This is a genomic window from Gryllotalpicola daejeonensis (assembly GCF_039538145.1).
Classification (GTDB): Bacteria; Actinomycetota; Actinomycetes; order Actinomycetales; family Microbacteriaceae; genus Gryllotalpicola; species Gryllotalpicola daejeonensis.
The window spans coordinates 586,641-613,562 of record NZ_BAABBV010000002.1 but is presented as its reverse complement, the minus strand read 5'-3'; the positions used below and the strand labels follow the sequence as shown (position 1 = coordinate 613,562).

The following is a 26,922-nucleotide window of genomic DNA, read 5'->3' as shown; positions in this document are numbered from 1 at the left end:
CTGAACGCATGCGCGCACGCGGGCGACGGATGCCTCGGCCGGCGCTTCTGGCGTCGGCCGGTGTCCTCGCACTGCTGCTCGCGGGCTGCACAGGAGGGGGCGGCCAGGTGGCCGCCTCCTCTCCGCCCCCGACACCGGGGCAGGCATCCGCCCCTGCTTCGCCCATGCCATCGCCTTCGGTCACTGCAACCGCGCCGATCGCCGCCACGCCGCTCTGGGCGAGCTATCACGGCGACCAGGCGCGCACAGGCGCCGCGCCCGGGCCGTCGCCGGCGAGCGTGCGGCAGCTGTGGAAGGCGGACCTCGGCGCCCAAGTCTTCGGACAGCCCGTCGTGATCGGGTCCAGGGTCATCGCGGGCACAGAGTCCGACGAGGTCGTCGCCCTCGACCGCACGAGCGGCAAGAAGCTCTGGCAGTACACGCTCGGCACCCCGCTCCGCGACGTGCAGGCGAAGGCCGGCTGCGGGAACATCGACCCGCTCGGAATCACCTCATCGCTCGCGATCGACCCGCAGCGTGGCGAGGTCTTCGCAGTCGGCGAAGTCGTCGACGATCGTGGGGTGGTGCACCACCACCTCGTCGGACTCGCCGTCGCCACCGGGGACGTGATGCTGAGCGAGGACGTCGACCCTCCGCTGCGCACGGGTGAGAAATCCGTTCACCTGCTGCAACGCGCCGGCCTCGCGCTCGGAAACGGGCGCGTCTACATCGGCTACGGCGGCAACATCGGCGACTGCGGCTACTACCACGGGTGGCTCGTGGGCGCGTCGGAGACGGCGAAGGGCGACCTCGTCAGCTTCAAGGTGGCGCCCGACGGCGAGGGCGGCGCGATCTGGCTCTCGGGCGGGGCGCCCGCCATCGGCGCAGACGGCAGCGTCTATGTCACCACGGGCAATGCGAACCCGTTCCCGCCTGGGCGGGACAGGCTGCAGTACACCGAGAGCGTCGTGAAGCTCACGCCCGACTTGAAGGTCGCGCGAGCATTCAAAGATCCGGATGCCGGCGGCGACGAGGACCTCGCCACGGGGAACCCCATGCTGCTGCCGGGCGGCATCGTCTTCGCGGTCGGGAAGACCGACGTGGGGTACGCGCTGCGGGCCTCTGACCTGTCGCGCGTGGCCGAGGTACGCGGCGTGTGCGGCAGCGACCCCGACGGCGGCCCGGCATTCGACGCAGCCACGGCACGGCTCTTCATTCCGTGCCGCGGGGGAGGCATCCAGGTGATCTCGACCGGCTCGTGGACGCTCGGCCCGCGCTTCGCCGGGGCGAACAGTGCGCCGATTGTCGTGGGCTCGTCCCTGTGGGCCACCTCATATCCCGAGGGCGGACTCGTCGAGCTCGACACGAGGTCGGGGCAACGGCGCCAGTCCATCGCGACCGGCCCGGTGCCGAACTTCGCGACGCCCTCCTTCGCGGGCGGCGCGCTGATCCTCGGCACCCGGGCCGGCGTCGTGGCCTTCGGCTAGCCGGCGCCCCCGAGCGCCGGGGTCGAGGTGACCGGTGAGCCGCCGGCCGTGTCGCGGAAGAGAGCCGCGAGGCCGTCGCGGCCGGTCACACCGAGCTTCACGCGCGCGTGGTGCAGGTGCGACTCGACCGTGCGGATCGAGAGGAACAGCTCGCTCGCGATCTGCGCGTTCGAGCGGCCCGCCGCCGCGAGCTTCGCGATCATGATCTCGCGGCCGCTCAGCACCTTCGACGCGGCCGCCTCGAGTGCAGGCGCGATCGGCGTGATCACCGCGGAGCGCTTGGGCGCGTCGGGCGCGCCGGGCCGGCCGGCCTCTGCGGGTGCAGCAGGTTCAGCGGGTGCAGCGGTGCCGTCGTCGCTGCGCGGCGGCTCGGCCGAGGCATCCGCTCGCTCGCCTCCCTCGGCCTCGCGGCGCACCAGCTCGGCGAGCAGGGGGCTCGCCGCCTCGAGTCGCAGCGCGATCGTGCGCGCGAGCAGCGCGGCGCGGGTGGGCTGCCCTTCGGCGACCGTGAGCCACACGCGGGCGCGGGCGAGCGAGAACGATGCGCGCCGGTCATCGCTGGAGCGCACGCGCGGCGCCACGCGCCGCACGAGTGCGTGGGCCTCGGCGAGGTCGCCGGTGCAGGCAAGGGCCCGCGCGTACTCGATCTCGATCCAGGTCTGCAGGCGCTCGGGGATGACGTCCGTGTCGAGGCACTCGAGCGACTGCCGCGCCGCGGCGGCGTCGCCCTGGGCGAGCGCGTGAAGCGCCTCGAACCACTTGGCGAAGGCAAGGTTCTGCGTGCTCTGGCCGCCGAGGGCGACGGCCGCGTCGACCACGTCGCGCAGCATGTCGGCGATCTCATCCGCGGGACTGCGGCGGATGAGTGCGTTCATCAGCAGGCAGGCGCGCACGCAGAACGTCGCCGTCAGCGCCGAAGCGTGCGTGCCCGAGCCGGCGTATTCGGCGGCCTCGATCTGCGCCATGCGCAGCAGCTCTTCGGCTTCCTGCGCGTCGCCGGCGAGCGCCCGTGCGAGGAACCCGGCGGCGAGCGCCGACGCGCGCGTCCCGCGATGCTTCGGAAGCGCCGCGACGAACGTCGGAAGGGCGCCGGTCGCCGAGCCGTGGGTGCGTGGGCGCGACCTGGCGAAGAATCCGGGAAGCGCGAGCTCGCGCGCCCACTGACGCGAGCCGCCGAGCCAGTCCTGCGCGCGTGCGGCGACCTCGGCGAACGCGGCGGGGTCTCCGAGATGCCAGACGAGCACGCAGTTGTAGCGGTTGAGCAGCATGCGCGCCTCGCGCTCGGTGCGCACCAGCGGCTCGGCCTCGCGCAATTGCGCGAGCGCCTCCTCGTGATCGTGCAGTGCGGCGTAGGCGCGCGCCTTCTCGATGCGCGTCATCGCGTCGCCGAGGCCGCCCGCGTGCGGGCAGCGGGCGAGCAGCGCGAGAGCCTGCTGTGCCCGGCCGGCGCGCGTGAAGCCGCGAGCGGCAGAGTGCAGCACCTCGAGCACCTGGCGCGGCTCGTAGGCCTGGACGACGTGGCAGGCGTCGAGCCGCAGCCAGGTACGCACGAGGAACACGCACTCGATCGGGGAGCGCCGGCCGTCGGGTGCGAACGACATCAGTGCCTCGGCGGCCCGCTCCAGTGCGGTGCGCTCCTCTTCTGCGGTGAGCAGGCTGGCGGCGACGTCGGCGATCGCGGGGATCACGTGCAGGGTGTCGTCCTCTGCCCGAAGCTCGAGCAGCTCGGCGTCCGCCAAGGTGGTGATGTCTCCACGGCGCACCACCTCGCGCGCCCGGTCGAGAGAGACGCCGGTGAGCTGCCCGAGAACAGCCAGCGCCGCGAGCAGCGAGCGGTCGCGGTGTGCGACGCGAGGACGCAGCAGCTCGATCGCCTCGGCCGGCGGCAGCTCGCGGGCTTCGAGGTCGAGCAGGTCTGGAAGCTGCCCGAGGCGGTGCTTGCGCACGGCATCCATCACATAGATCTTGATCAGCGCGGGAAGGCCGCCGCTCGCGCGCCGGATCTTCTCGCCCCAGAACGGCCCGAGCGCCTGCGGCGCCGCGAGGGCGGCCGCGAGCTTCTGCGTCGACTTCCCCGACAGCGGCCCGAGACGCAGGCGCTGGCCGTCGGCGCCCGAGAGCCAGGCGTGCACGATCGGTGCGATCGCCGCGGCCTGCGCAGGCTCGACCTCGCTGACCGGCAGGCCGGCGAGGCACAGCGTGATCGCGCCCTTCTGCGCGTCGGTGCAGAGCAGGTCGAGCAGGCGCGGATCGAGGCGGTGCGCGTCGTCGACGATGATGATCGGATGCCTCGCCTCGAGCTCGGCCAGATCGGCGACCGCGTTCGCGCTGTTGGTCAGTAGCACTGAGGCGCCGCCGTCGCTCAGTGCGGCGCGCAATGCGGCAAGGAAGCGGGTCTTCCCTACGCCTGCGACGCCGGTGATGAGCAGTCCATTGCTGCTCTCGAGTGCCTGTCGGGCGAACCGCAGCTCATGGCTGCGCCCGATCAGCTTCCCGTCCTCCATCGTTCCCCCCAGATCGATATCAGTGCGGAGTTTTCAGTTACCTCTCATTGCTAATCCGGGATACCGAATCTGTCTGCCCCACAACAGGGGGATATCTGACAACTGTCGTTAAAGTCGAGGGTTCCTAGACTTTCGTCTTTTCAGTAGCGGCTCAGTAGCGGCTCAGTGGTCACTACCGAAGACCCCCGGGGGAAGCGCTTCTTACGTTCGACCCATTCCGGTCCACACGGCGATGACAGGTCGCCGCCGGAACACACCCTTGGGGGAGGTTGAAATGCACACCACTAGTCCTGCCGGCCGCCGCATCGGCATCGCCGGCACAGTGACCGGAATCGGGCTCGCGCTCGCTCTGGTCATTCCGTCCGGCGCGAACGCGGCGCCGGTGGTCTCACAGGCCAACGGCCGGCTCATCGACACGACGCTGCTGTCGACCGATGCGCTGGACAGCATCGCGTCGCTCGGCGGCGCGAAGGCGGTGAACTCGGACGGCACCGATGCCGTCACGAGCAACACGCCGCTCGACCCGACCGCGCTCAGCTCGCTGGATCTGCCGATCCAGGGCGTGAACCTGTTCGGGAACCAGGGCATCATCCAGCTCGGCGGCGTCGGCCAGTTCGCACAGGCCAACGGCGACGGCTCGTCGGTCGCGTTCTCCGGCGCTGTCACGCAGGCGAGCAGCCTCGCCGGGATCGGCACCGATGTCACGCCGAGCAACATCGGCAGCCCGGCGCCCGGCTCGAACGCCGAGGTCAAGATCGGCAACCCGGCGACCGACCCGGCGACGATCGACGTGCAGTGGGGGCTGCTGGCGGCATCCGCCAAGCAGACGGTCGACGGCACGCAGACCGGCTCGTACACGGCTGAGGCGAAGACCATCCAGGTCGGCGGCACCGTGCTGAGCCCCGCGCTCGCCGCGATCGACGGACCGCTCAAGACGCTGCTCGGCGTCGCGAACGGCCTCGGCGTCGACGTCGACGACCCGATCGCGGGTGACACCGTGACGGTCACGATGGACGACATCCTCGCGGTCGCGGGGGTCTCGAGCATCAACGATCTGCCCGCGGGCACCGACCTGGTGCAGTACGTGCCCCAGGCGGTCGCGAACAAGATCAAGGAGATGGTCAACGACACCTTGACCTCGGTGAGCACGGCGGCCTCGGGCCTCGGCCTGGTCGGGCTTCCGCTGTCGACCGCGCTCACGACGGCCAAGGCGGCGATCAACCCGCTGCTCAGCGCGCTCAGCACGAACGTCGTCGCGCCGCTGTCGACCGCGCTCACCGCAGTCGCCCAGCTCAAGGTCAACGTGCAGACGCACCACACCGACGGCTCGTTCACCGAGACCGCTCTGCAGGTGGGTCTCGGCCCCGACGGATCGCTCGGCCAGGTCAACCTCGCCAACGCGACCGTCGGCCCGAACGGCGGCCTCGTGGCCGTGCCCGTCGTCAACTCCGCCAGCGCCGGCATCGCCGGCGGCGCACTGGCCGCGGGTCTCGCGATCGTCTGCGCGACGGTGCTCGCACGCCGCCGCAACGCGCTCGTCCAGACCGCACGCAACTAACCGACAGACAGCGTCAAGGGGGACGACGCCATGTATGCACGGATCGGCGGCACGCTCGCAACAGGCGGCGTGCTGGCAACCACAGGCACCAGCGTGCCGTTCGCCGCGGACTTCATCGCGGTGGCGGCCCTGATGGCCGCAGGCCTTCTCCTGCTCCGCTCGGCCTATCTCACCCGCAGCCGTCTCCCGCGGCACGCGGGGGATTCCGGGGCCGATCGATCCGCCGCCCAGGCGGCCGGCACGCTCCCCGTGCCGGCCGCCACGGGCGGGCCCGTCGCGCCGGCCGAACGGTCGGGTTCGGCCGGCCGGCGCGGTCGCCGCGGGCAGCGCTCGGGGAAGGCAGACCGATGACCGCGAGCGAGTCGCTGCAGGCGCTGGCCTTCGTGATGCTGGTCATCTTCCTGAGCTACGTCTGCATGATCCTCGTGCCGTTCCTGCGCAGGAAGCAGGACGCGGATGGGGACCCGGCGCAGTTCGCCTGGCACGTGTTCGTGCCGTGCCGCGACGAAGAGACGGTCATCGAGGACACCCTCGACCGCCTGGTCGCGGACTTCCCGCTCGCGCACGTCTGGATCGTCGATGACCACTCGACGGATGCCACGGCCGAGCTCGTCTCGCGCCGCGCGAGCACCGACGCACGCATCCACCTGGTCGCCCGGCGCCTGCCCGACGCGCGCCAGGGGAAGGGCGCAGCGCTCAACGCGGCATACCGCGCTCTGAACAGCTGGCTTCCCTCCGACGCGGACCGCGACCACACGGTCATCATCGTGGTGGACGCCGACGGACAGCTCGCACCGAACGCGCTGCACCAGGCGGCCGGGCAGCGCGCTTTCGGCGACCCGACCACGGGCGCGGCGCAGGCCGCGGTGTGGATGTCGAACCGCAACGAGGACAGGCCCATCCCCGGCGCGCGCGGGCTGCGTCAGTGGTGGGGCCACTACCTGGTGCGCATGCAGGACATCGAGTTCCGCACCACCATCGCCGCGATGCAGTGCCTGCGCGGCCACACCCTTTCCGTCGGCCTCGGCGGCAACGGCCAGTTCACGCGCCTCGCCACGCTCGACGCCATCGCCGGCGCCGCTGCCACGCCGTGGCACGGCTCGCTGCTCGAGGACTACGAGCTCGGCATCCACGTCATGCTCGCCGGCTATCGCAACGTGTACCTGCACGACACCCACGTCGCGCAGGAGGCGCTGCCCTTCACCGGCAAACTGCTCACCCAGCGCACCAGGTGGTGCCAGGGCGGCATGCAGTGCACCAAGTACCTCGGCCAGATCTTCTTCTCGCGCAACTTCACGAACGCCGGGGCGATCGAGGCGGCGTACTTCATGCTCATGCCGTTCCTGCAGCTCGCCGGAACGATCCTCTGGCCGCTCGTCTTCCTGATCTCGGCGGCGCAGGGCGCAGTGGCCCCCGGCGGCATCGACGCCTGGCTTGCGGCCACCGTCTGGGTCGTACCGCTCATGGTGCTCACCGGGGTGCTGCCCTTCGCGCTCTGGGCCCTGATCTATTGGAAGCGCGACGAGCGGCGCGGTTCGATCCTCACCGCGCTCGGCTGGGCCCTCGGCTACTGGCTGTACATGTACCAGAGCTACGTCGTGGTGATCCGCGCCTTCGTGCGCCTCGTGCTGGGCCGCAACGGCTGGTCGAAGACGAAGCGCATCGCGGAGTATGCGGCGCCAGCCGCGGACCAGACCGGCGCTGCCGCGGCGCCAGCCGCAGAGACGATCCCGGTCGCGGCACCTCAGCTGGAGGTGGTCCGATGAGCACCGTCGCCCTGAACCGCCCCGTGCGTGCCGCGGGCCGCGCAGCATCCGTTCTCATCGCTCTCGCCCTGCTCGCGCTCGCCGCCGTTCTGCTGGGACTCCAGCAGCAATTCCGCGAGATCGAGGCGCGGGTCGCCGCAGTGCTGATGAACCCGATGGTGCACGGCGGCACCGCGCCGGCCGGCTCGATCGTCTGGTTCGGCCTCGGCACCGACCAGGTGACCGGCTTCCAGATCACGACGCTGTGCTCGACCGTGATCCTCGTCACGCCGCTGCTCGCCATCGCCGGCGTGCTGCTGCTCGTGCGCCCACTCGCGCTCGGCCGCGTGCTCATCGGCCTGGCCGTCGGCGTCGGCATCGTCACGGTCTGCAACCTGCTGCGCTACGGCTTCGCCGCCTTCGCGATGCAGGGCTGGGGTAATGACGGATTCGAGCTCGTGCACCGCTATCTCGGCTCGCTGCTCGTGATCGCGGGCTTCATCGCGGCCTTCATCCTGCTGCTGCGCGTCGCCACGACGCGCCGCGCCCCCAAGCGTGGACGGCACTCATGACGGGCATCACCGTCGGCGTCGCCTCCACTTCGCGCCCGGCGCCGGCGCATGCGCGGTCCCCCCGCCCGCGTCGGCGCCGGGCGAACCCCCTGACCGTCTGGCACGTCGTCGCCGGGGTCGCGCACCTCGCCCGGCCGGTGCTCGAGCTCGTCTGGGGCGCCGCCTCGCTGCTCTTCATGGGGTTCGCCACGACCGTCGTGGTGATGTTCGCCGCGGTGAGCGGGGCGGCCGGCGCCGCCGCGACAGGCGCGAGCGCCGCCGCTCGATCCGGGGCGGGGGCGACGGGCGCCGTGTCGACCGACCCCGTCTCGGCCGTCGACGGTGCGCTCGCCGCTGTCGCGGCAGACACCGCGTGGGTCGGGCCGGCCTTCGCCGCCGTCCCGGTGCTGATCGCACTCGTGCACCTCGCCGCCATCGTGCTCGCGACCTCGGTGCTCGTGCGCCGTCGCATCGGCCTCGGCAGCCGCGTCGCCTCGGGCGTCGTGCTGATCGTCATCGCCGCCGCTGCGGTGCGCTTCTGGCAGACCGTCGTCACCGGCACCGCCCCGGGCCCGGACGTCGTCGCCTGGGTCACCCTCTTCCTCATTCCGACCATCGCCGTGCTCATCGTCGAGCTCGCGACCACCACTCAGCACTCCAGGAAGCACCATGTCTAAGCAGACCCCGCACATCATGGCCGTCTACGGCACGCGCCCAGAGGCCATCAAGCTCGCCCCGGTCATCCGCGCCCTGCGCGCCGACCGCCGCTTCGAGACCACCGTCGCGGTCACCGGCCAGCACGGCGACATCCTCGACCGCATGAATCGGTTCTTCGGGGTCGACGTCGACTGCGATCTGGGGATGCTTCGACCTGGCCAGTCCTTCGCAGAGCTCACCTCGCGCATGTTCGCGGGGCTGCTCGCCCTGTTCGAAGAGCGCCGGCCGGACGCCGTGCTCATGCACGGCGACACCTCGTCGTCGGCGCTCGCGGCGCTCGCGGCCTACTACCAGGGCATCCCGGTCATGCACCTCGAAGCCGGGCTGCGCTCGGGGGACCTGATGTCGCCGTTCCCCGAGGAGGGCAACCGGCGCATCGCCGGCCAGCTCGCCGCGCTGCACCTCGCGCCGACGGCGAGCGCCCGCGGAAATCTTCTGGCCGAGAACGTGCCGGAGTCGGCGATCGCCGTCACCGGCAACACGGTCATCGACGCGCTGTTCGAGACCATCGATCGGGCGTCCGGGCGGCTCTCGCCGTCGGTCGCGACCGCGGTCGAGGCCGGGCGGCGCATAGTCCTCGTGACGGCTCACCGTCGCGAGTCCTGGGGGCAGGGGCTGGGCAACACCGCCGCAGCGCTCGCCGATGTGCTCGACACACACGACGATATCACGGTGGTGTTGCCCATGCACCCCAACCCCACAGTGCGCGAGGCGCTGCTGCCCGTGCTCGGAAACCGGCAGGACGCTCTGCTGATCGAGCCCCAGGACTACCCGGAGTTCTGCGCTCTGCTGAACGCCGCCCACATCGTCGTCACCGACTCGGGCGGCGTGCAGGAAGAGGCGCCCGCGCTCGGCAAGCCCGTGCTCGTGACCCGCGACACGACGGAGCGACCCGAGGCGATCGAGGCGGGGGCCGCGATCCTCGTGGGCACCGACAGGTCATGCATCCGCTCGCACCTCGATCGACTGCTCGACGACCGGCTCGCCTATGCGGAGATGGCCGCCGCGGTCAGCCCGTACGGCGACGGCCACGCGACCGCGCGCGTCGTCGCGGCGATCGCCGCCCACTTCGGCGTGGGGTCGCGGGTGCGGGATTTTCACCCGCTGGCCCTCGCGGCCGACTTCGCCGCGGTCGCCTAGGAGGGGGTGCTCTCAGCTTTTATTCAGACGATCTCTCAGTTTCACGTCAGACGTGACCGCCTAACGTGGTGATCCGCGGCCACGGCTGGTCGCAGGCGCTGGCGGCGATGCCACCCGAGGTGGCAGAACCCGAATAGCTGCGCCTCACGCATCGCGCGGTGAGTCAACGCATTGACGCGGCGGTCGACTTCGGTCGACAGTGCCGTCATGTCTGTGCGCGACGAATCCACCCAGTGTCGGACTCGATACGGGGGTATTCGTCCATGAGCATCACTCTGCCTGCACGCGGCATCGCCGGCGTCATCGCCGCGACCGCCGCCCTTCTGACGGGCCTGGCCGCGCACCCTGCGGCTGCCGCGGCCACCGCAACTGCGACTGCGACTGCGCCTGCAACCGCAACCGCCTCGACGGTCGCGACGCGTGCCGCCGTGCCCGCCCTGTCGACCATGAAGACGGCGGCGCCGGGCTTCCGCGCCGCGTTCTGGTCGCCGTATTTCATCGACGGCTACAACGACGCCGCGCAGATCGCCACCGCCATGGCCGCCCAGAAGGCGGCGGGCGACACCGACGTCATCATCGAGTGGTCGGTGCACTACGACGCGAAGGATGCCGCCTACCCGGCAGCGAAGTCGCTCGGGTTCCCGCAGTGGAACGACGCCGTGCCGCAGATCGTGGCGGCGGCGAAGAAGGCCGGCATGCACGTGTGGCTCGGGCTCGCGGTCGCGCCGGACTCGGTCAACAACATGAGCCGCTTCACGAATCAGACCTGGCTGAACGCGTTCACCACCACGCAGGAGAAGGTGGCCGACGACCTCTACGCCAAGTACGGCTCGTCGATCTCCGGCTGGTACATCCCGACGGAGCCGGCTCAGGTGAACGTCGCGACCTCGGCGCGCGCGACCCAGTTCGGGAAGTACCTCGGCGCGGTCAGCGACTACCTGCACGCGCACGACGGCCGCAAGCCGGTCATGGTGTCGCCGTCGATGCCGACCGCGATCTCGGCGGGTCTGACCGCGCAGCAGTTCGTCTCTGAGCTCGCGCCGCTGATCGCGGCATCCCACGTCGACGTGCTCGACCTGCAGGACGGCTTCGAGATGACCGCGTGGACGCCCGCGCAGGAGGTCGCGGCTTTCCAAGCGGCGAAGAAGCTGACGGATGCCGGCCGCATGCAGCTCTGGGCTGCCGTCTACACGCCGGTGAGTGACGGCAACGGGGCGGTGCCCGTGAGCAAGATGCAGCCGTACCTCAAGGCGCTCGGCGGCGCCGGCGTGCCGCTGACCGAGTGGGAGTTCACCTCCTACATGGACCCCGACGCGACGGTCGCCCAGGGTGCGGCGATGACGGCGAACTACAAGGCCTACAAGGCGTACCTCGGGCTCAAGTAGCAGTCACGCCGCGAGCAGCGCGGTGAGGCGCGCGACCTCGGCCGCGACCGCCTCGCGTGCGGGCGCCACGTACGTGCGGGGGTCGGTCACCGCCGGGCCGCCGTCGAGCACGCGGCGCACCTGGCCCGTGAACAGCCCGTTCAGGTGCGTCGAGATGTTGATCTTGGCCATGCCGGCCGCGACGGCGCCCGACAGCTCGCTGTCATCGAGACCTGACGAGCCGTGCAGCACGAGCGGAACCGGCACGGCCGCTCGCAGCGCGGCGATCAGCTCGCGGTCGACGTGGCCGGTGCGCTCCTGCATCGCGTGCGAGGTGCCGACCGCGACCGCGAGCAGGTCGACGCCCGTGGCCTGCACGAACGCGGCCGCCTCTCCCGGGTCCGTGCGGGCACCGGGCGCGTGCACGCCGTCCTTCCCGCCGACCTCGCCGAGCTCCGCCTCGACGACCACGCCGCGCGCGTGCGCGCGTTCGACGATGCCGCGGGTCGCGCTGACGTTGTCCGCGTAGTCGAGTCGGGAGGCGTCGAACATGAGGCTGTCGATGCCGAGTTCGAGCCCTTCGAAGACCAGCTCGGCGCTCTCGATGTGATCGAGGTGCACGAACGCAGGCACCGACGCGGCCCGGGCGATCGCGATCGTCGCGAGCGTGATCGGGGCCAGCGCACCGTGGTAGCGCACGCAGTTCTCGCTGATCTGGAGAATGACGGGTGCACCGGCGCGCTCGGCCCCGGCGACGATCGCCTCCGCGTGCTCGAGCAGCACGACGTTGTAGGCGCCGACCGCGGCGCCCCTGGAACGCGCCGCCTCGACGGTGTCTCGGATTCCAACGCGCGTCATGGGTTCTCCTTCGCAGGCAGGGGCAGTTCGGTGAGGAAGCGCTGGTACGCGGCGAGATGGATCTCGCCGGCGACGGGGCGCAGCACGGCCGCCGCGCCGAGCGCGTTCGCCTGGCGCAGGGCCTCGTCGATGCCGAGGTCGGTTGACAGTGCGAGCGCAAGGCCCGCCGTCGCGGCATCCCCGGCACCCGTGGGGTTGCCCGTGACGCCGGGAACGGCAGCGAGCTCGAGTCGGCCGTCGGGCAGATAGGCGCAGATCCCCGCTGACCCGCGTGACACGACGACGGCGCCTGCGCCGCGCGCGAGCAGCGCTCGCGCGCCTTCGGCCTCGCTGCTCGCGCCCGTCGCGTCGAGCAGTTCGTCACGATTCGGCTTGACGACGGATGCCTGCGCGGCGGCCGCCGCCAGCAGAGCCGGCCCCGACACATCGACGATGGTGCGCGCCCCGCTGAGCCGCGCCTTCTCCACCCAGCCGGCGACGAGCTCGGGGCTCGCGGCCGGCGGCAGTGAGCCTGAGATCACGACGAGCGCTGCGCTCGCCGCCGTGGCTGAGATGACATCGGTCAGCTGCTGCCACTCGGCCGGGGTGACGTGCGGCCCGGGCTCACCGAACATCGTCGGGTGGTCGATGTCATCGACGACCGTGACCGTCGAGCGGGTTTCGTCGGCGATCGGCACGATGCGCGCCGCGAGTCCGAGCGCGTCGAGGCGCTGCTGCACCCACGAGCCCGCTGCGCCGCCGAGCGGCAGCACCGAGACGGTCGGGCTGCCGATGTCTTCGAGCACCCGTGCGACGTTGAGCCCTTTGCCGCCCGGCATCCGCCGCACTTCGCGCACGCGCTGCGTGGTGCCGATGGTCTGCCGGTCGACGCGGTAGGTGACGTCGATGGCGGGGTTCGGCGTGACGACGACGATGCTCATCGTGCGGCCTCACCGGCCGTCGCGGTGCGGCGGGCGAGCACCGCGGCGCCGATCGCGCCCGCTTCGTCACCGTGGACCGCGCGGACGAGCTCGACGGGCGGGAAGCCATCGGTCCGGGCCGAGACCGCGGAGCGCAGCGGAGCCAGCAGCACCTCTCCGGCTTCCGTGAGGCCCCCGCCGAGAACGATGCGCGAGCATCCGAGGACCGCGACGTACCATGCGGCGGCCTCAGCGAGAGCGACGACGGCGTCATCGAGCGCGGCGCTGGCGCGCGGGTCGCCGGCGGCGGCGCGGTCGACGGCCGTCCGGGCGTCCGGGGTGCCGGCAGCGGCCGCGACGGCCGCGGCCGAGGCGACCTCTTCGAGGCGGCGACCGCCGAATCGGGCATCCGTCAGCCTCAACTGCCCGACCTCGCCCGCCCAGCCATCGGGGAACTGCACGTCGCCGTTCGCGACGACCGCGGCGGCGATGCCGGTGCCGATCGGCAGGAAGACGACGGGCCCCGCGACGTCGCGCGCGGCGCCGCTCGTGGCCTCGGCCAGCGCGCCGGCGCGCACGTCCTGTCCGAAGGCGAGCGGGGCGTGGATGCCGCGTCGCGTCAGCGCCGCGCGGGTCAGCTCGACGACCGGCACATCGCGCCAGCCGAGATTCACTGCGAGCACCGAGCGCCCCGTCACTGCGTCGACGATTCCGGGCACGACGAGGCCGATCGCGTCGAGCTCGCCCTTCTGGGCGGCATCCGCCGCGAGCTCGGCCACCAGCTCGGCGAGACGCAGCGCCTCGGCGTCGCCCTGCGGTGTCGGCGCGCGCCGGGCGTCGAGCAGCTCGCCACTGCGGGTCTCGAGCCGCAGCTTGATCGTGGTGCCGCCGACATCGATGCCGAGGACGGCGCGGGGCAGACTCACCGCAGGATGACGGAGCGCGTGAGCGAACGAGGGTGGTCGGGGTCGAGCCCGCGTCGCAGCGCCACGCCGATGGCGAAGCGCTGAGCGACGATGAGTGCCGCCAGAGGGTCGAGGTCGTGGTGCACGAACGTCGCTCCCGTCGCGGCCACATCGGCGTCGAGGCCCTCGGGGAAGTCGCCGAGCGCCCACACCAGTCGGCCGGGCTGTGCGATCGCGATCGGGCCGTGGCGATAGTCCATCGCGGGGTACGACTCTGCCCAGAACTGAGCGGCCTCACGGGTCTTGAGCGCCGCCTCGAAGGCGAGACCGACGGCCGGGCCGGTGCCGACGAAGCTCACCTGCTCCGCGTCGAGCAGCGCGTCGACCGGGACGGCGAGGGCGAGCTCGGCCTGCGATGCGAGCGCCTCGATGTCGTCGCCGAGGGATGCCCGCAGCAGCGCCAGCGTCGTCGTGGCGAACCGCGTCTGCACGACGGACTGCTCGTCGGCGAAGGGGAGCTCGACGACCTCGTCGGCGACCTCGGTCGCGGGCGAGCCGGGAACACCGGTGATCAGCACCGTGCGACCGGCGACCTGCGAGAGCACGTCGATGATCTCGGTGGTGGTGCCGGAGCGCGAGATCGCAACGACACGGTCGTACTCGCGCGTGGCCGGGTACTCGGAGCCGGCGAAGGCGTCGGTGACGCCGTGGCCCGCACGCTCGCGGGCCACGGCGTAGCTCATCGCGATGAACCAGCTCGTGCCGCAGCCCACGACGGCGACGCGCTCGCCGGGCTGGGGAAGGTGCTGCACCACATCGGGCAGGGCCGCGGCGGCGGTGCGCCACGTCTGCGGTTGCGACGACAGTTCGGTGGCGACGAAGAGCTCGGACATGGGTCCCTTCCGTTCTGAGCAGGTCCGCTGAGCGGTGAAGCCAGTATTGCGGATCATTCGTGATCGAAACAGCTGAAGTCAATCAAACTAGATCATTGCACGTTTGCCTACGTCCATAGAATGGGCGAACGAATGACAGGAGAACAGTCGTGGCACGCATGACACCCCAGCAGCGACTCAACGCGCTGCTCGAGTTCGTGAGCGAGCGCGGGAACGTGACGATCGCGGACATCGGCGAGGCCCTCGACATCTCCCCGGCGACGGCGCGTCGCGACCTCACGACGCTCGCCGACCAGCGGCTGGTCACGCGCACGCACGGGGGCGCCGCCGCGCTCGGCGCCGGCTACGAGCTGCCACTGCAGTACAAGATCGCGCGCCAGGCGGAGGCCAAGACCGCCATCGCGCGTGCGACCGCCCGTCTCATCCAACCCGGCCAGACGGTCGGAGTGAACGGCGGCACGACCACGACGGAAGTGGCGCGCGAACTCGGAAAGAGCGATCGGTTCATCCGGTCGGACGGCGAGAACGGCATCACGATCGTCACCAACGCGCTCAACATCGCCTATGAGCTGTCGGTGCGGTCCAACGTGAAGATCGTGGTGACCGGCGGGGTCGCGCGGCGCCAGTCCTACGAGCTGATCGGCTCGCTCGTGGAGGACGCCCTCGCCGAGTTCGCGCTGGACGTGGCCGTGCTGGGGGTCGACGGGCTGAGTGCGCAGTACGGCGCGACGACCCTGCACGAAGGTGAGGCCGCTGTGAGCCGATACTTCACCGCCGTCGCTCGCAAGGTCATCGTGGTCGCCGACGCCACCAAGCTCGCGCGGTCGACCTTCGCGCGCATCTGCCCACTCGACCGCATCGATCTGCTCGTGACCGACCAGCAGGTGGCCCCGGGGTTCGCGGCCGAGCTGCAGAGCGCCGGCGTCGAGCTCGTCGTCGCCGACTAGCGCCTGGCGACTCGGGCGGGCCAGGACAGCCGGCCCGTCGCACGACGCCGACGCCGGTGGCGCCTAAGCCGACGCCGACGCCGACGCCGCGACGTTTCAGGTTTGTAAAAGCTTCTCGATTGATCGTGTGATCATTCTTGCGTCCCCATATTGTGCAGTTATGAGCGATTCGGCATCATATAGATCACAAGTGCGCGAAGGAGCGAGGACGGACTGATGACGGTGAACACTGCCCGAACCATCCGAGTCGGTGTGATCGGCATCGGCCAGCGCGCGGTCATCGCCCGTCATGTCGCGGCATCCGGTGTCGATGCGGTGGTGGTCGCGGCATCCGACCCGTCTGAAGTCGGGCGCAGACGCGCCCGCGAGCTCTTCGGCGCCGACCTCCTCGTCGCCAGCAGTCACCGCGAGCTGATCGATGCGGGCGCGATCGACGCGGCCATCGTGACCTCGCCGGACTGGACGCACGCCGAGATCGCCGTCGACCTGCTCCGCGCCGGCATCGCCGTCTACCTCGAGAAGCCGATGGCGATCACGCTCGACGAGGCGGACGCCGTCATGGCGGCCGCAGCGCAGTCGCGCACCCCGCTCTACGTCGGTCACAACTTCCGCCACTCCGCCGTCGCGCGCCTCATGGGCTCGCTCGTCCGCCGCGGCGACATCGGCGAGGTGAAGGCGGTCTGGTGCCGGCACTTCGTCGGAAACGGCGGCGACTACTACTTCAAGGACTGGCATGCCGAGCGCGATCGCGTGAACTCGCTGCTGCTGCAGAAGGCGAGCCACGACCTCGACATCATCCACATGCTCGCGGGCGGCTACACGCGGCGCGTGGTCGGCATGGGTCAGCTCAGCCTCTACGGCGACGTTGCCGACCGCTCGACGCACGAGGGCGAGCTGATGACCGACTGGTTCTCGTACGACAGCTGGCCGCCCCTGGCCCAGACGGGGCTCAACCCGACGATCGACGTCGAGGACATCTCCATGGTGCTGATGACGCTCGACAACGGCGTCATGGCCAGCTACGAGCAGTGCCACTACACGCCGGACTACTGGCGCAACTACACGGTGATCGGCACTGAGGGCAGGCTCGAGAACTTCGGTGACACGGCCGACGGCGTCGTGCGCGTCTGGAACAAGCGCCGCTCATGGGACCTCGCGGGCGACGCAGAGTACGCGATCGCCGGCAATGCAGAGGGGCATGAGGATGCCGACCAGCTGACCGTGACCGAGTTCCTGCGCAGCCTCGTCGGCGAGGCACCGGAGCTGTCGCCGATCGCGGCGCGCGAGGCGGTCGCTGCCGGCGCCCTGGCCACCACCTCGCTGCGCGAGGGCTCGCGCCCGATCGACGTTCCCGAGCTGCCGCGCGCCATCAGCGACTACTTCGCCTTTCTTCCCCTTGCATCACCTGCATCACCCACTGCATCACCTGCATCACCCACCGCCGTCGCCCAGTGACGGCCTACCCCCAAGAAAAGAGATCGAGCATGCCTGCCACACACACGCGCGTGATGCGCGGCCGCCGTGCGCTCGTCGGCATCGTCAGCGCGCTGAGCGCCGCCGCCCTGCTCGCGGGCTGCAGCCAGGGCGCCTCGTCCACGGGCGCAGCGAACGACACCACCTACAAGGCGGTCGCCAAAGACACCAAGGCGAACCTGACCTATGCCGTCTGGGATCAGACCCAGGTCAAGGCGATCGACGCGAACCTCAAGGGCTTCAACGAGCAGTACCCCAACATCAAGGTGACCGTGAGCGTCACGCCGTTCGCGGACTACTGGACGAAGCTGCAGACCGAGGCATCCAGCAACTCGCTCCCTGATCTGTTCTGGATGAACGGGCCCAACTTCCAGCTCTACGCGGCCAACGGGAAGCTCGCCCCGATCACCGGCGAGGTGAAGGCGGGCGCGATCGACCCCAAGAACTACTCGTCGTCGCTGGATGAGCTGTACACCTACAACAAGGTCGAGTACGGCGTGCCGAAGGATTTCGACACGATCGGCGTCTGGGTCAACAAGGCGCTGTTCCAAGAGGCGGGCGTCGCCCTTCCGAGCGACGACTGGACGTGGGATGACTTCCAGAAGACCGCGACGGAGATCTCGCAGAAGCTCAAGTCGAAGGGCATCTACGGCGTCTCGGCCGGCATGGACGGGCAGACCACCTATTACCCGACGATCTTCCAGGCAGGCGGCTACGTCGTGTCGCCCGACGGCACGAAGTCGGGTTACGACGACCCCGCGACCGAAGCCGGCCTGCAGTTCTGGGCCGACCTGATCAAGTCGGGCGCGTCGCCGAACATGAAGCAGCTCACCGAGACCGCGGGCGACCAGTGGTTCGTCTCCGGCAAGTCCGCGATGTACCAGGGCGGTGACTGGGCCCGCAGCGAGATCGCCGCGGCGCCGATTGCGAAGGACGTCGCCGTGTACCGCCTGCCGAAGGGCAAGGTCGACGCCAACGTCATCCACGGCGTCGCCAACGTGGTCGCCGCGAACTCGAAGAACAAGGGCGCGGCCCAGGCTCTGCAGGTCTACCTCGCCAGCAAGGAAGCGCAGCAGCAGCAGGGCGACATGGGCGCGGTCATCCCCGCCTACAACGGAACGCAGACCGCCTTCGCGGACTCGATGCCCGGCGTGAACCTGCAGCTGTTCCTCGACGAGGTCAAGGTCGCGAAGCCGCTGCCGGTGTCGAAGAACACCGCGGCGTGGAACACGCTCGAGACGAACCTCCTTCCCGACGCCTTCGACGGCACCAAGTCCGTCAGCGACGTCGGCAAGGACCTCGCCGACCAGATGAACGCAGCACTCGCCAAAGAGAAGTGAGCTCGTCGCTGAATCAGCGATGATCGGCACCACGCCGGCCGGTTGTGCACGGGCGCAGCCGGCCGGCGACGGCGAGCGGGAAGGAACACGATGACCACATTGCGAGCGGATGCCTCGCGCAAGCGGCGACGATATGACGGGGCGTGGCCCTGGCTGTTCGTCCTTCCGCTGCTCATCGGCGTGGCGGGCTTCTACCTCTGGCCGATCATCCAGACCGCCTACTTCTCGTTCACCACGTGGGGCGTGTTCGGCGGGTCGACCTGGGTGGGCGGTGCGAACTACGCGCAGCTGTTCACCGACCCGCAGCTGTACCGCTCTCTGCTCAACACGGTGATCTACACCGCGATCGTCCTGCTCGGCGTGCCGATCTCGGTGTGGTTCGCGAGCTTGCTCAACACGCCGGGCCTGCGCTTCGCGCAGTTCTATCGCGTCCTGTTCTTCCTGCCGTATGTCGCGATGCCGACGGCGATCTCGCTCGTGTGGCGCATGATCTTCAACGGCGACTTCGGTGTCCTGAACTGGTTCCTCGGGCTGTTCGGCATCGACGGCCCGTACTGGCTGACGACGCAGTGGTTCGCGCTCATCGCGGTCTCGATCGTCGGCCTCTGGTCGTCACTCGGGTTCTCGATGATCCTGCTCGGCTCGGGCCTCAAGAACATCCCGCCGGAGCTCTATGAGGCAGCAGAGCTCGACGGCGCCTCGCGCAGCAGGCAGTTCCGGTCGATCACCGTGCCGCTGCTGACGCCGAGCATCTTCTTCGTGCTCATCGTGACGATCATCTCGAGTTTCCAGCTCTTCGACCTGCTCTATGCGATGCTCGGCACGCACAACGCGGTCATGCCGAAGACCATGTCGCTGGTCTTCTACTTCTACCAGTCGGGCTTCATCAGCAACGACAAGGGCTTCGCCGCGGCGATCGCGATCTTCATCTTCGCGCTCATCGGGCTGATCACTCTCTTCCAGTTCCGCTTCCAGCGACGGTGGGTTCACAATGACTGAGGTCTCAGCGAGCGCTCGGGGCACGGCACTCCGTTCGACGGACGTCGCCTCCGCAGGCATCCGATCTCGCCAGCGCTCACGCAGCCGCCGGCCCTCGCACGTGTGGATCCACGTGATCCTCGCCATCGGCGGCCTCATCATGGCGCTGCCGTTCCTGTGGCAGATCATCATGTCGCTCTCGACGAACGCCGAGGTGCAGTCGGTCACGCCCGTCTTCTGGCCCGCGCATCTGCAATGGGGCAACTATGTGCAGGTGTTCGAGCGGATGCCTTTCCTGTCGCAGCTGCGCACGTCGGTGGTCATCACCGTCATCCGCACCTTCGCCCAGATCGTGCTGTGCACGCTGGCGGGCTACGCGTTCGCGCGTATGCGGTTCCCGTTCAAAGGCGTCCTGCTCGGAATCGTGCTGTCGATCCTGCTGGTGCCGTCGCAGGCGTACCTGATCTCGCAGTACCAGATCGTGCAGAGCCTCGGGTGGCTGAACACGGTGCTCGGGCTCGTCGCGCCTGGCCTGTTCAGCGCCTTCGGCACGTTCCTCATGCGCACGGCCTTCATCAACATGCCCCGGGAGCTGGAAGAGGCCGCGCGCATCGACGGCGCCAACCCGATTCAGATCTTCTGGCGCGTGATGCTTCCGCTGGCGCGACCGTCGATCAGCGCGCTCGCGATCACGACCGTGCTGTTCTCGTGGAACGAGCTGCTGTGGCCGCTCGTGGTGTCGACCGACTCATCGCAGATGCCGCTGGCCGCGGGACTCGCGACGATCGCCGGGGACGTGACGATCAACTACCCGGTGCTGATGGCCGCGAGCCTGCTCGCGATGGCGCCGGTGCTGATCGCATTCATCGTGATGCAGCGCAGGGTCATCGACGGACTCGCGACCTCGGGGCTGAAGTAGCGCCGGCGGCTGCTGTGGGCGACACGCTGCCGGGTGATGGGCACGGGTCGGGTCGGCTTGAGGTGCCCGAGCTCGAGGCGCTCGGGCTCGACGGCCTCGGGGCAGGCATCCGGCCGCCGCGCACTGCCGAGCTCGACGTGGTGCGCGCGGCGCTGCACGCGCCCGAACTGACACCGGCGCACGAGCGCGCGCTGAGCGCCCTCGAATTCGCCGGCTTCCTGGGCGCGCTCGCGGAGCTCGTGCCCGAGGCGTCCCAGAGGCTGGTCGTGCTCGGCGTTCCCGACCGGGTTCGAGCGGATTTCTGGGCGGATGTCGGGCGCAAGGTGCGTGCGTACGGCGACAACGGCATCCGCGAGTGGCTCGTGACGCTGCTTCGTGGCGACGTGCTGCAGCTCGGCAGGCTGCAGTTCGAGCGCGCGGTGGGGCCGCAGGGCAGAGCCGTGCACATTCCTGAGCTCGGCCCGCTCACGCCTGAGCTGGTCGATGACTCGCTCGAGCAGGCGCGTCGCTTCTTCGCCGACAGGGCGGGGTTCGCCTGCACGTCGTGGCTGCTCGACCCGCGGCTGGTCGCGCTCGGCGGCGACAGCAACATCGTGCGGTTCCAGCGTCGGTTCGAACTGGTCGCTGGCGTGGATTCGGAGGGGGAGGACCGCGACGAGGGGGATGCCGACGTCGCCAAGTTCGTGTTCGGGGTGCCGCTCGCACAGCTCGATCGCCGCGCGGTGACCCCGGCGACGGCGCTGCAGCGCGTCGTCGCCGAGGTCTGGCGCTCCGGCCGCCGGTGGTTCGCGCCGACGGGGGTGCTACGGCCTTAACCGTGCTGCTGCGCGGTGATCGGCGCGAGCGTGTAGTCGGGGTACGACCCGGTACCGCTGAACACGACGGTGATGCTGGTCGTCGAGCCCAACACCGATGACGGAACCTGCCAGACGTAATGGCCGCCGGTGCTTGAGATGAGCGGGCCGGCGTCGAGCGCGACAGGTGCCCAGTTCCAGCTGTTCGAGTCGTCAGCATCGCGGTACAGGGTGCCGTTCTCGATCATGAACTCAGCCCCGACTCCGCTCGTCTGGTAGCCGGTCGCCGTGGAGGAGTCGGTATCGATGAAGACGTGATCGAACGAGAAGGCGACGTTGTAATCGGCGGAGAGCGTCGTCGTCACGGCGCCGAAGTCGACGGCCGCGTTCGTGATCGGTGTCGGACTCGGGATGGCGGCGGTCACCGGCGCCGACGGCGGCGAGGACTTCCCGTCGTCGCCGACGGCCGTGACAGTGAACGTCGCGTCAGCGCCGAGCGCCAGTCCGCCGATGTGCACGGAGGTGACGGATGCCGGCAGCGTCAGCGTCGGAGCACCGTTCACCGTCACCTCATAACCCGCCACGCTGCCCCCGCGACCGGCGTGCCAGCTGAGCGTCGCGGACCCCGCGGCGATGCCCGTCACAGTGACGCCGGTCGGAGTTCCCGGTGCGACACCGGTGGCGGCGCGGGTGAAAGTGCGCAGCGTTCGCGCAGGCGCCTGGGCACCCGAGGCGCTGCGGGCGCGGACTTGAAAGGAGTACGCGTGCGACGGCGTGAGGCCGGTCACTGTGGTCTGCAGACCTCGCCGGGTCGCGTGGTCGGTGCCGATCGATGCGATCTTGGTGCCGTTCTCGTAGATGTCATACGCGACGGCGTCCGCTTTCGATGAGGGCTGCCAATCGAGAGTGACCGATGTGGCGGTGCGGCTGCGCACCGCTGCGCCGACCGCGGCGTGCGGCGCCACGGTGTGCTGAGGTGTTGCGAGAGCGGATTCCTGGGCCCAGTAGTCGGCGGCCGGGATGGTGTCGTAGGGGTTCGGCAGGTCGTCGTCGGTGGCGTAGATGTAACCGGCGTTGTTCGCCTTCGAAGCCGCCATGACGGCCGGCAGCTGCGACTGGTCGACGTCGTAGACGATGTTCCAGAACTTGTCCGGGTCCGCTTTCGCCTGCCATGGCAGAGGCGCGAGGTCGGCGGTCGGCGCCAGATAGCTCGACGCCGGCCCTTCGAAGGTCGCGAGCACATCGGCCGAATCCTCGTAGCACTGCGGCACGGTGATGCCCGGGTTCAGAACGGACAGAGCGCCGAGGTGCTGGTCGTGAAGCACGCCGGTCAGGTAGCGGTAGTCGTCGGAGAATGCGGTGCTCCCGGCTGTCGGGCCGCAAGTGTTCATGCCGTCGTCGAAGAAGATGCCATCGATCGAGCCGCCGTAGAAGCTGTACCAGCGGTCGACGTCCTGCTCGGCCTGGACCATCCAGGAGGTGGCATCGGTGTCGCCGAGGCGGGTCGTGCGCACAGGGACCGAGCCACCGAGATAGCCGGTGTCGACGTAGCCAAGCACCTTCACGCCGGCGGCGTGGGCCTGGTCAATGACGGTCTTCCAAGAATCGACCGCGGCGGAGCCGGGCCCGTTCGAGACGTTGACCACGACGAAGCCGAGAGAGGGGCCCGTCGTGATCAGGCGGGGCCACGCAGCATCGGTCGGCGAGATGTAGGCCGCGGCAGCGAGCTTCTGGGCGATCGGTGAGCTGGCGGCAGGCGCGTGCTGGCCGCCGCTCGCGTGAGCCGGGGTGGAGTGGGCCAGCGCGGGCGTCGCGCCAACCATGACTCCGACGGCCGTCAGTGCGGCCGCGAGCACGACCCGGGAGAGCGCAGACGTCTTCATAGCTCGGACGCTACTTGCTCAATGGTGATCGGGCAAGAGCAAATCTGATCAAAAACACTCAATGTGAGCGTGGGCGCGGATCTCGCTCAGCGCTCCTGAATGCGTGCGACGACAGCAGATGCCGGAATCCACGCGGAATCCGGCATCTGCTGTCGTCGCGGGTGCGGCGCGAGCGGGCTCAGCGACGGTGCGCGTCCGAGCGGGGGCGCTGCAGCGTGAACGTCTCGAACGGGGTCAGCGTGCCGTAGGGGCCGCCGACCTCGTAGTACGTCACGGTGATCTTCGTCAGGTCGCCGGCGTGCTGGCCGGGGTCGACGTCGAACGCGGCGAAGCCGTAGCTGTGGCCGACGTCGCGCACACCCGCCCAGGTCGCCTTCTCTTCGACATAGATCGGCGGGTAGTGGCCAGCCGTGGCGCGGTCGACCGTGGTGTCTCGGCCGACGACGACGCGCGAGGTCGGCAGGTCCGCCGGGTCGGTCGCGAGCGGTGTGCCCGGGTAGAGCAGCTGGTTCGACGGCGCAGAGGTGCCGCCGCCGCCGATCACCATGTGCACGGTGCCCTTGGTGGTGTCGATGGTGCTGAGCTCGTTCGAGACGGGGATCGGCGTCTTGGTCTGGTTCGCCTGCTGGCCCCGGATCGCGAGCGAGCGCTCGTAGTGGTGCTCGTGGCCGCCGACGACGAGATCGACGCCGTACTTGTCGAACAGCGGCAGCCACTGCTCGCGAATGCCGAGGTCGGCCCCGTTGAAGTTCGACGCGGTCGAGATCGCGACCTGGTGCATGCACACGACGATCCAGTCGATAGACGAGTCGGCACGGGCGGCCTTCAGCGTTGCCTCGAGCCAGGCCTTCTGCGCGCCGTGCGAGTAGCCGAGCACGTTCTCGTCGCCGGCGTCCTGATACGTGATGTCGTCGTTGGCGAGGAAGATGAACTTCACGCTTCCGACGGTGAGGTCGTACCAGAGCCCCGCGGTCGTGTCGGTCTGACCGGGCTGGCGAGGGGTGTCGAAGTAGGTCTGGAAGGCCTGGTAGCCGATGGCGCCGTTGCCCTTCTCGTTCTCGTGATTGCCCGGCGCAGGCATCCACGCGCGGTGCCGCGCGGAGCGCGAGTTGTTGTTCCAGAAATCGGACCACGTGCGCACGCGGTCGGTGGCGAGGTTCGCGTAGCAGAGGTCGCCGTTGAAGAGGTGGAGCAGAGGCTCGAGGGATTCCACGCCGGCGGTCGTGTCGCCTGCAGACGGCGACCCGAGGTTGTCGTTGACCCAGGTTCCATTGACCTGCTTGCCCGTGGTGGGCGTGCCCTGGTCGCCGAAGCTCGTGAATCGGAACGCGGTGCGGCCGGAGGGCGCAGTGCGGAAGGTGCCGAACTCGGGCTTCGCGCCGTCGTGCACGGCGAGGTAGACGTAGTCGGTGCCCGGCTTCAGGTTGCGCAGGCGGCCGTGGAAGACGTAGACGACCTGGCCGGACTTGGCGTCGGTGTACTGCGTGGTGACGGCGGCGGTGGCACGCTCGAACTGGCCGCCGTCCTTGGCGATCAGCACCTTCGGGTTCTGAACGGGAACGATCGTCTGCCACGACACCGTGGCCTCGGTCGCGGCATCGGCGCCGAACGTGACGTGCAGCCCGGCGACGGCGGGCACGATCGCGCCGGCGGGCTTCGTGCCGGGCTTCGACGACGAGCCGAACACTGCGGCGGACGAGGCGGGGGTGGCGGCGTTGGCGGGGGAGCCGATGGCGACGCCGGCGACGGCGGCGGCGCCCGAGGCGCCGAGGGCGGCAAGCAGGCTGCGACGAGAGAAGTCGAGGCCCTTCGACGTGGAGGAGATGGTGTCAGTCACCCTTCCGACCCTGGCGAGGTCAGGAAACGGCAAACCGACCTGCTCGTGAACGTTTGACCCCATGACGGGGGAGGCGCGGGTTGGCTCGGCGAAGCCGCACCGGTCGACTCGGCGAAGCCGCACCGGTCGACTCGGCGAAGCCGAATGGAGACCAGAAGCGTTTCTCTTCTTCGCACCGGGGAACCGAACCGGCATGACATCTGCGACGAGCCTGGGCACGGCCACAGCGTCGCGCTCGCGGCGCGTGCGCAAGTACAACAAGCGTGAGGCGATCGCGGGCTACCTCTTCATCAGCCCGTGGATCGTGGGATTCCTCGTGTTCACGCTCGGCGCGATGGTCTACAGCCTGGTGATCTCGTTCAGCGACTACAACCTGGCGACGAACCGGGCCACGCCGGCGGGCTTCGGCAACTACGCGCAGCTGCTGCAGGACCCCAATGTGATGATGTCGCTCGGGAACACCCTGTTCTATGCGGTGCTGGCGGTGCCGCTCGAGATCATCTTCGCCCTGTTCCTCGCGATCCTGCTGGCGAAGGTGGGCCGCGGCTCGAGCGTGATGCGCACGATCTTCTACCTGCCGAAGATGACGCCGGCGGTGGCCACGGCGTCGGTGTTCCTGCTGCTGCTGAACGGCAACACCGGGGCGATCAACAAGGCACTGGGGTTCTTCGGCATCCCCGGCCCGCAATGGCTCGTCGACCCGAACTGGGTGAAGCCGTCCATCGTGCTGATGACGCTGTGGGGCGTCTCCGGCACCATGGTGATCTTCCTCGCGGCGCTCAAGAACGTTCCCCGCGACCTCTATGAGGTGGCCTCGATCGATGGCGCAGGGCCGGTGCGGCAGTTCTTCAACATCACGCTGCCGATGATCTCCGGCGCGATCTTCTTCAACGTCATCGTGCTGACGATCGCCGCCCTGCAGATCTTCGATCAGGCATACCTGCTGTTCTGGCGCGACCAGACGAACGCCTCGACGGATGCCTCGCTGTTCTACGGCATCTACCTCTTCCAGCAGGCGTTCCGGCAGTTCAACTTCGGCTTCGCGGCGGCGATGGCGTGGCTGCTGTTCGTGATCATCCTGATCATCACGCTGGTGCAGGTGAAGTTCAGCAACCGCTTCGTCTACTACGAGGGGGACAACTGATGTCGGTCACGCACGCACCCCAGGCGGCGTCTCTGGCCGCCGAGTATTCGGACGCGGCCGAGTCCGAGAAGCGCCGCGACCGTCGCGGCGCCGGGTTCTATCGAGGGCGCAGCACCATCGGCAAGGTGATCCTCTGGATCGTGATCGCCGCATTCGGGCTGCTGTTCCTGTACCCCTTCGCGTGGCTGCTCGCGGCGAGCTTCAAACCCCGTGGCGACGTGTTCGACAACCGGCTGATTCCGCGCACCATCACCCTGTCGAACTACGTCGAGGTCTGGAACCAGCTGCCGCTGCTGTCGTGGCTGCTGAACAGCATCGTCATCGCGCTGCTGGCGGCGGGGCTCGTCGCGGTCTCGAGTTCCGTCGTGGCGTTCGGATTCGCATATTTCAAGTTCCCGGGGCGCGGATTCCTGTTCGGGCTGGTCCTCGCCACGATGATGCTTCCGGGCGCCGTGACGATGGTGCCGCAGTACCTGATCTGGAAGTACCTCGGCCTGCTCGGCACCTGGGTTCCGCTGTTCGGGATGAACCTATTCGGCTCGGCGTTCTACATCTTCCTGCAGCGGCAGTTCTTTCTTGGCCTGCCCCGGGAGCTGTTCGAAGCCGCGCGGATCGATGGCGCGTCTTACTGGGGCCTGTTCAGAAGGATCGCGATGCCCCTGTCGATCCCGTCGTTCATCATCGTGTTCATCTTCGAGTTCCAGGCCAGCTGGAACAACCTGCAGGCCGCGCTCATCTACTTGAACGCCGGCAGCGTGCACCAGTTCACGGTGCCCTTGGGGATCTCGTATGCCATGACCCTGTTCAGCCCCACCAACGGCGGCCACGGCGACTATCAGTACGTCATGGTCGCGGCCCTGCTCGTCACGCTGCCGATGCTGATCATCTTCGCCTTCGGCCAGCGCTACTTCGTCGAGGGCGTCGCGACTCAGGGCCGCAAGGGTTAGCGCCCCCGGCCAACGGACGGGTCGACCGCGCCAGGAAGATTCCGCTGTCAGGGCAGAGCT

The 26,922-nt window shown here is 69.5% G+C and carries 23 protein-coding genes; 16 read left to right on the top strand and 7 right to left on the bottom strand.

Annotated elements, in window-relative coordinates:
* Positions 1–8: 8 nt before the first annotated feature.
* The gene (locus ABD736_RS15740; protein WP_344792827.1) at positions 9–1,466 is read left to right on the top strand and encodes an outer membrane protein assembly factor BamB family protein; all 1,458 of its coding nucleotides are present in this window, start codon (positions 9–11) and stop codon (positions 1,464–1,466) included.
* Here ABD736_RS15740 and ABD736_RS15735 read toward each other — a convergent pair.
* Positions 1,463–3,970, bottom strand: a complete 2,508-nt coding sequence (locus ABD736_RS15735) for a helix-turn-helix transcriptional regulator (RefSeq protein WP_344792826.1) — start codon at positions 3,968–3,970, stop codon at positions 1,463–1,465. The genes ABD736_RS15740 and ABD736_RS15735 overlap by 4 nt on opposite strands.
* Before the next feature lie 274 nt (positions 3,971–4,244).
* Between ABD736_RS15735 and ABD736_RS15730 the strand changes: the two genes are divergently transcribed.
* From ABD736_RS15730 to ABD736_RS15700, 7 genes are all read left to right on the top strand, one after another.
* A complete protein-coding gene (locus ABD736_RS15730) occupies positions 4,245–5,528 on the top strand; it encodes a PVV-CTERM domain-containing choice-of-anchor G protein (RefSeq protein ID WP_344792825.1) in 1,284 nt (427 codons plus the stop codon).
* 30 nt (positions 5,529–5,558) lie between these two features.
* A complete protein-coding gene (locus ABD736_RS15725; RefSeq protein WP_344792824.1) occupies positions 5,559–5,879 on the top strand; it encodes a hypothetical protein in 321 nt (106 codons plus the stop codon).
* Positions 5,876–7,294 (top strand): XrtP-associated glycosyltransferase, encoded by a 1,419-nt coding sequence (locus tag ABD736_RS15720; protein WP_344792823.1) that lies wholly within the window; start codon positions 5,876–5,878, stop codon positions 7,292–7,294. The genes ABD736_RS15725 and ABD736_RS15720 overlap by 4 nt, the downstream gene beginning before the upstream one ends.
* Positions 7,291–7,845: an exosortase S gene (gene xrtS, locus ABD736_RS15715; protein ID WP_344792822.1), complete on the top strand. Its 555-nt coding sequence runs from the start codon at positions 7,291–7,293 to the stop codon at positions 7,843–7,845. The genes ABD736_RS15720 and xrtS overlap by 4 nt, the downstream gene beginning before the upstream one ends.
* Positions 7,842–8,501, top strand: coding sequence for a hypothetical protein (locus ABD736_RS15710; RefSeq protein WP_344792821.1), 660 nt, complete (start codon positions 7,842–7,844; stop codon positions 8,499–8,501). The genes xrtS and ABD736_RS15710 overlap by 4 nt, the downstream gene beginning before the upstream one ends.
* The gene (wecB, locus tag ABD736_RS15705; protein WP_344792820.1) at positions 8,494–9,681 is read left to right on the top strand and encodes a non-hydrolyzing UDP-N-acetylglucosamine 2-epimerase; all 1,188 of its coding nucleotides are present in this window, start codon (positions 8,494–8,496) and stop codon (positions 9,679–9,681) included. Before ABD736_RS15710 ends, wecB begins: the two co-directional genes overlap by 8 nt.
* Before the next feature lie 263 nt (positions 9,682–9,944).
* Positions 9,945–11,066, top strand: coding sequence for a DUF4434 domain-containing protein (locus tag ABD736_RS15700; protein ID WP_344792819.1), 1,122 nt, complete (start codon positions 9,945–9,947; stop codon positions 11,064–11,066).
* Positions 11,067–11,069: 3 nt separating this feature from the next.
* On the opposite strand, the gene ABD736_RS15695 is transcribed toward ABD736_RS15700, so the two are convergent.
* The 4 genes from ABD736_RS15695 to ABD736_RS15680 are packed head-to-tail and all read right to left on the bottom strand — an operon-like array spanning position 11,070 to position 14,600.
* Positions 11,070–11,903 carry a class II fructose-bisphosphate aldolase gene (locus ABD736_RS15695; RefSeq protein ID WP_344792818.1) on the bottom strand — a complete coding sequence of 278 codons (834 nt, stop codon included), beginning with the start codon at positions 11,901–11,903 and terminating at the stop codon, positions 11,070–11,072.
* The gene (locus tag ABD736_RS15690; protein ID WP_344792817.1) at positions 11,900–12,823 is read right to left on the bottom strand and encodes a 1-phosphofructokinase family hexose kinase; all 924 of its coding nucleotides are present in this window, start codon (positions 12,821–12,823) and stop codon (positions 11,900–11,902) included. Before ABD736_RS15690 ends, ABD736_RS15695 begins: the two co-directional genes overlap by 4 nt.
* Positions 12,820–13,728, bottom strand: coding sequence for an ROK family protein (locus tag ABD736_RS15685; RefSeq protein ID WP_344792816.1), 909 nt, complete (start codon positions 13,726–13,728; stop codon positions 12,820–12,822). The genes ABD736_RS15690 and ABD736_RS15685 overlap by 4 nt, the downstream gene beginning before the upstream one ends.
* On the bottom strand, positions 13,725–14,600 hold the full coding sequence (locus ABD736_RS15680; protein ID WP_344792815.1) for an SIS domain-containing protein: 876 nt from the start codon (positions 14,598–14,600) through the stop codon (positions 13,725–13,727). The genes ABD736_RS15685 and ABD736_RS15680 overlap by 4 nt, the downstream gene beginning before the upstream one ends.
* A 158-nt stretch (positions 14,601–14,758) precedes the next feature.
* Between ABD736_RS15680 and ABD736_RS15675 the strand changes: the two genes are divergently transcribed.
* The 6 genes from ABD736_RS15675 (at position 14,759) to ABD736_RS15650 (ending at position 21,072) form a co-directional block, all read left to right on the top strand.
* Entirely contained in the window at positions 14,759–15,547 is a 789-nt protein-coding gene (locus ABD736_RS15675; protein WP_344792962.1) for a DeoR/GlpR family DNA-binding transcription regulator, read from the top strand.
* Positions 15,548–15,763: 216 nt separating this feature from the next.
* Positions 15,764–17,002 (top strand): Gfo/Idh/MocA family protein, encoded by a 1,239-nt coding sequence (locus ABD736_RS15670; protein ID WP_344792814.1) that lies wholly within the window; start codon positions 15,764–15,766, stop codon positions 17,000–17,002.
* A gap of 29 nt (positions 17,003–17,031) precedes the next feature.
* Complete coding sequence (locus ABD736_RS15665) at positions 17,032–18,360, top strand: ABC transporter substrate-binding protein (RefSeq protein WP_344792813.1); 1,329 nt, start codon at positions 17,032–17,034, stop codon at positions 18,358–18,360.
* 90 nt (positions 18,361–18,450) lie between these two features.
* Complete coding sequence (locus tag ABD736_RS15660) at positions 18,451–19,359, top strand: carbohydrate ABC transporter permease (RefSeq protein ID WP_344792812.1); 909 nt, start codon at positions 18,451–18,453, stop codon at positions 19,357–19,359.
* Positions 19,352–20,257 (top strand): carbohydrate ABC transporter permease, encoded by a 906-nt coding sequence (locus ABD736_RS15655; protein ID WP_344792811.1) that lies wholly within the window; start codon positions 19,352–19,354, stop codon positions 20,255–20,257. The genes ABD736_RS15660 and ABD736_RS15655 overlap by 8 nt, the downstream gene beginning before the upstream one ends.
* Positions 20,258–20,271: 14 nt before the next feature.
* Positions 20,272–21,072, top strand: coding sequence for a hypothetical protein (locus ABD736_RS15650; protein ID WP_344792810.1), 801 nt, complete (start codon positions 20,272–20,274; stop codon positions 21,070–21,072).
* Here the strand turns inward: ABD736_RS15650 and ABD736_RS15645 are convergent.
* Together ABD736_RS15645 and ABD736_RS15640 are read right to left on the bottom strand one after the other, a co-directional pair.
* On the bottom strand, positions 21,069–22,934 hold the full coding sequence (locus ABD736_RS15645; RefSeq protein WP_344792809.1) for a spherulation-specific family 4 protein: 1,866 nt from the start codon (positions 22,932–22,934) through the stop codon (positions 21,069–21,071). The two genes, ABD736_RS15650 and ABD736_RS15645, sit on opposite strands and share 4 nt — an antisense overlap.
* 178 nt (positions 22,935–23,112) lie before the next feature.
* The gene (locus ABD736_RS15640) at positions 23,113–24,771 is read right to left on the bottom strand and encodes a purple acid phosphatase family protein (protein WP_344792808.1); all 1,659 of its coding nucleotides are present in this window, start codon (positions 24,769–24,771) and stop codon (positions 23,113–23,115) included.
* A 193-nt stretch (positions 24,772–24,964) separates the two neighbouring features.
* Between ABD736_RS15640 and ABD736_RS15635 the strand changes: the two genes are divergently transcribed.
* Positions 24,965–25,915, top strand: coding sequence for a carbohydrate ABC transporter permease (locus ABD736_RS15635; RefSeq protein ID WP_344792807.1), 951 nt, complete (start codon positions 24,965–24,967; stop codon positions 25,913–25,915).
* On the top strand, positions 25,915–26,862 hold the full coding sequence (locus tag ABD736_RS15630; RefSeq protein ID WP_344792806.1) for a carbohydrate ABC transporter permease: 948 nt from the start codon (positions 25,915–25,917) through the stop codon (positions 26,860–26,862). The genes ABD736_RS15635 and ABD736_RS15630 overlap by 1 nt, the downstream gene beginning before the upstream one ends.
* The last annotated feature ends 60 nt before the right edge of the window (positions 26,863–26,922 follow it).

Coding starts and splice junctions, on each gene's coding strand:
- ABD736_RS15655 (WP_344792811.1), top strand. CDS start 19,352: ATGACTGAGGTCTCAGCGAGCGCTCGGGGCACGGCACTCCGTTCGACG.
- ABD736_RS15630 (WP_344792806.1), top strand. CDS start 25,915: ATGTCGGTCACGCACGCACCCCAGGCGGCGTCTCTGGCCGCCGAGTAT.
- wecB (WP_344792820.1), top strand. CDS start 8,494: ATGTCTAAGCAGACCCCGCACATCATGGCCGTCTACGGCACGCGCCCA.
- ABD736_RS15665 (WP_344792813.1), top strand. CDS start 17,032: ATGCCTGCCACACACACGCGCGTGATGCGCGGCCGCCGTGCGCTCGTC.
- ABD736_RS15690 (WP_344792817.1), bottom strand. CDS start 12,823: ATGAGCATCGTCGTCGTCACGCCGAACCCCGCCATCGACGTCACCTAC.
- ABD736_RS15680 (WP_344792815.1), bottom strand. CDS start 14,600: ATGTCCGAGCTCTTCGTCGCCACCGAACTGTCGTCGCAACCGCAGACG.
- xrtS (WP_344792822.1), top strand. CDS start 7,291: ATGAGCACCGTCGCCCTGAACCGCCCCGTGCGTGCCGCGGGCCGCGCA.
- ABD736_RS15730 (WP_344792825.1), top strand. CDS start 4,245: ATGCACACCACTAGTCCTGCCGGCCGCCGCATCGGCATCGCCGGCACA.
- ABD736_RS15735 (WP_344792826.1), bottom strand. CDS start 3,970: ATGGAGGACGGGAAGCTGATCGGGCGCAGCCATGAGCTGCGGTTCGCC.
- ABD736_RS15695 (WP_344792818.1), bottom strand. CDS start 11,903: ATGACGCGCGTTGGAATCCGAGACACCGTCGAGGCGGCGCGTTCCAGG.
- ABD736_RS15635 (WP_344792807.1), top strand. CDS start 24,965: ATGACATCTGCGACGAGCCTGGGCACGGCCACAGCGTCGCGCTCGCGG.
- ABD736_RS15675 (WP_344792962.1), top strand. CDS start 14,759: ATGACACCCCAGCAGCGACTCAACGCGCTGCTCGAGTTCGTGAGCGAG.
- ABD736_RS15720 (WP_344792823.1), top strand. CDS start 5,876: ATGACCGCGAGCGAGTCGCTGCAGGCGCTGGCCTTCGTGATGCTGGTC.
- ABD736_RS15740 (WP_344792827.1), top strand. CDS start 9: ATGCGCGCACGCGGGCGACGGATGCCTCGGCCGGCGCTTCTGGCGTCG.
- ABD736_RS15700 (WP_344792819.1), top strand. CDS start 9,945: ATGAGCATCACTCTGCCTGCACGCGGCATCGCCGGCGTCATCGCCGCG.
- ABD736_RS15670 (WP_344792814.1), top strand. CDS start 15,764: ATGACGGTGAACACTGCCCGAACCATCCGAGTCGGTGTGATCGGCATC.
- ABD736_RS15645 (WP_344792809.1), bottom strand. CDS start 22,934: ATGAAGACGTCTGCGCTCTCCCGGGTCGTGCTCGCGGCCGCACTGACG.
- ABD736_RS15710 (WP_344792821.1), top strand. CDS start 7,842: ATGACGGGCATCACCGTCGGCGTCGCCTCCACTTCGCGCCCGGCGCCG.
- ABD736_RS15725 (WP_344792824.1), top strand. CDS start 5,559: ATGTATGCACGGATCGGCGGCACGCTCGCAACAGGCGGCGTGCTGGCA.
- ABD736_RS15660 (WP_344792812.1), top strand. CDS start 18,451: ATGACCACATTGCGAGCGGATGCCTCGCGCAAGCGGCGACGATATGAC.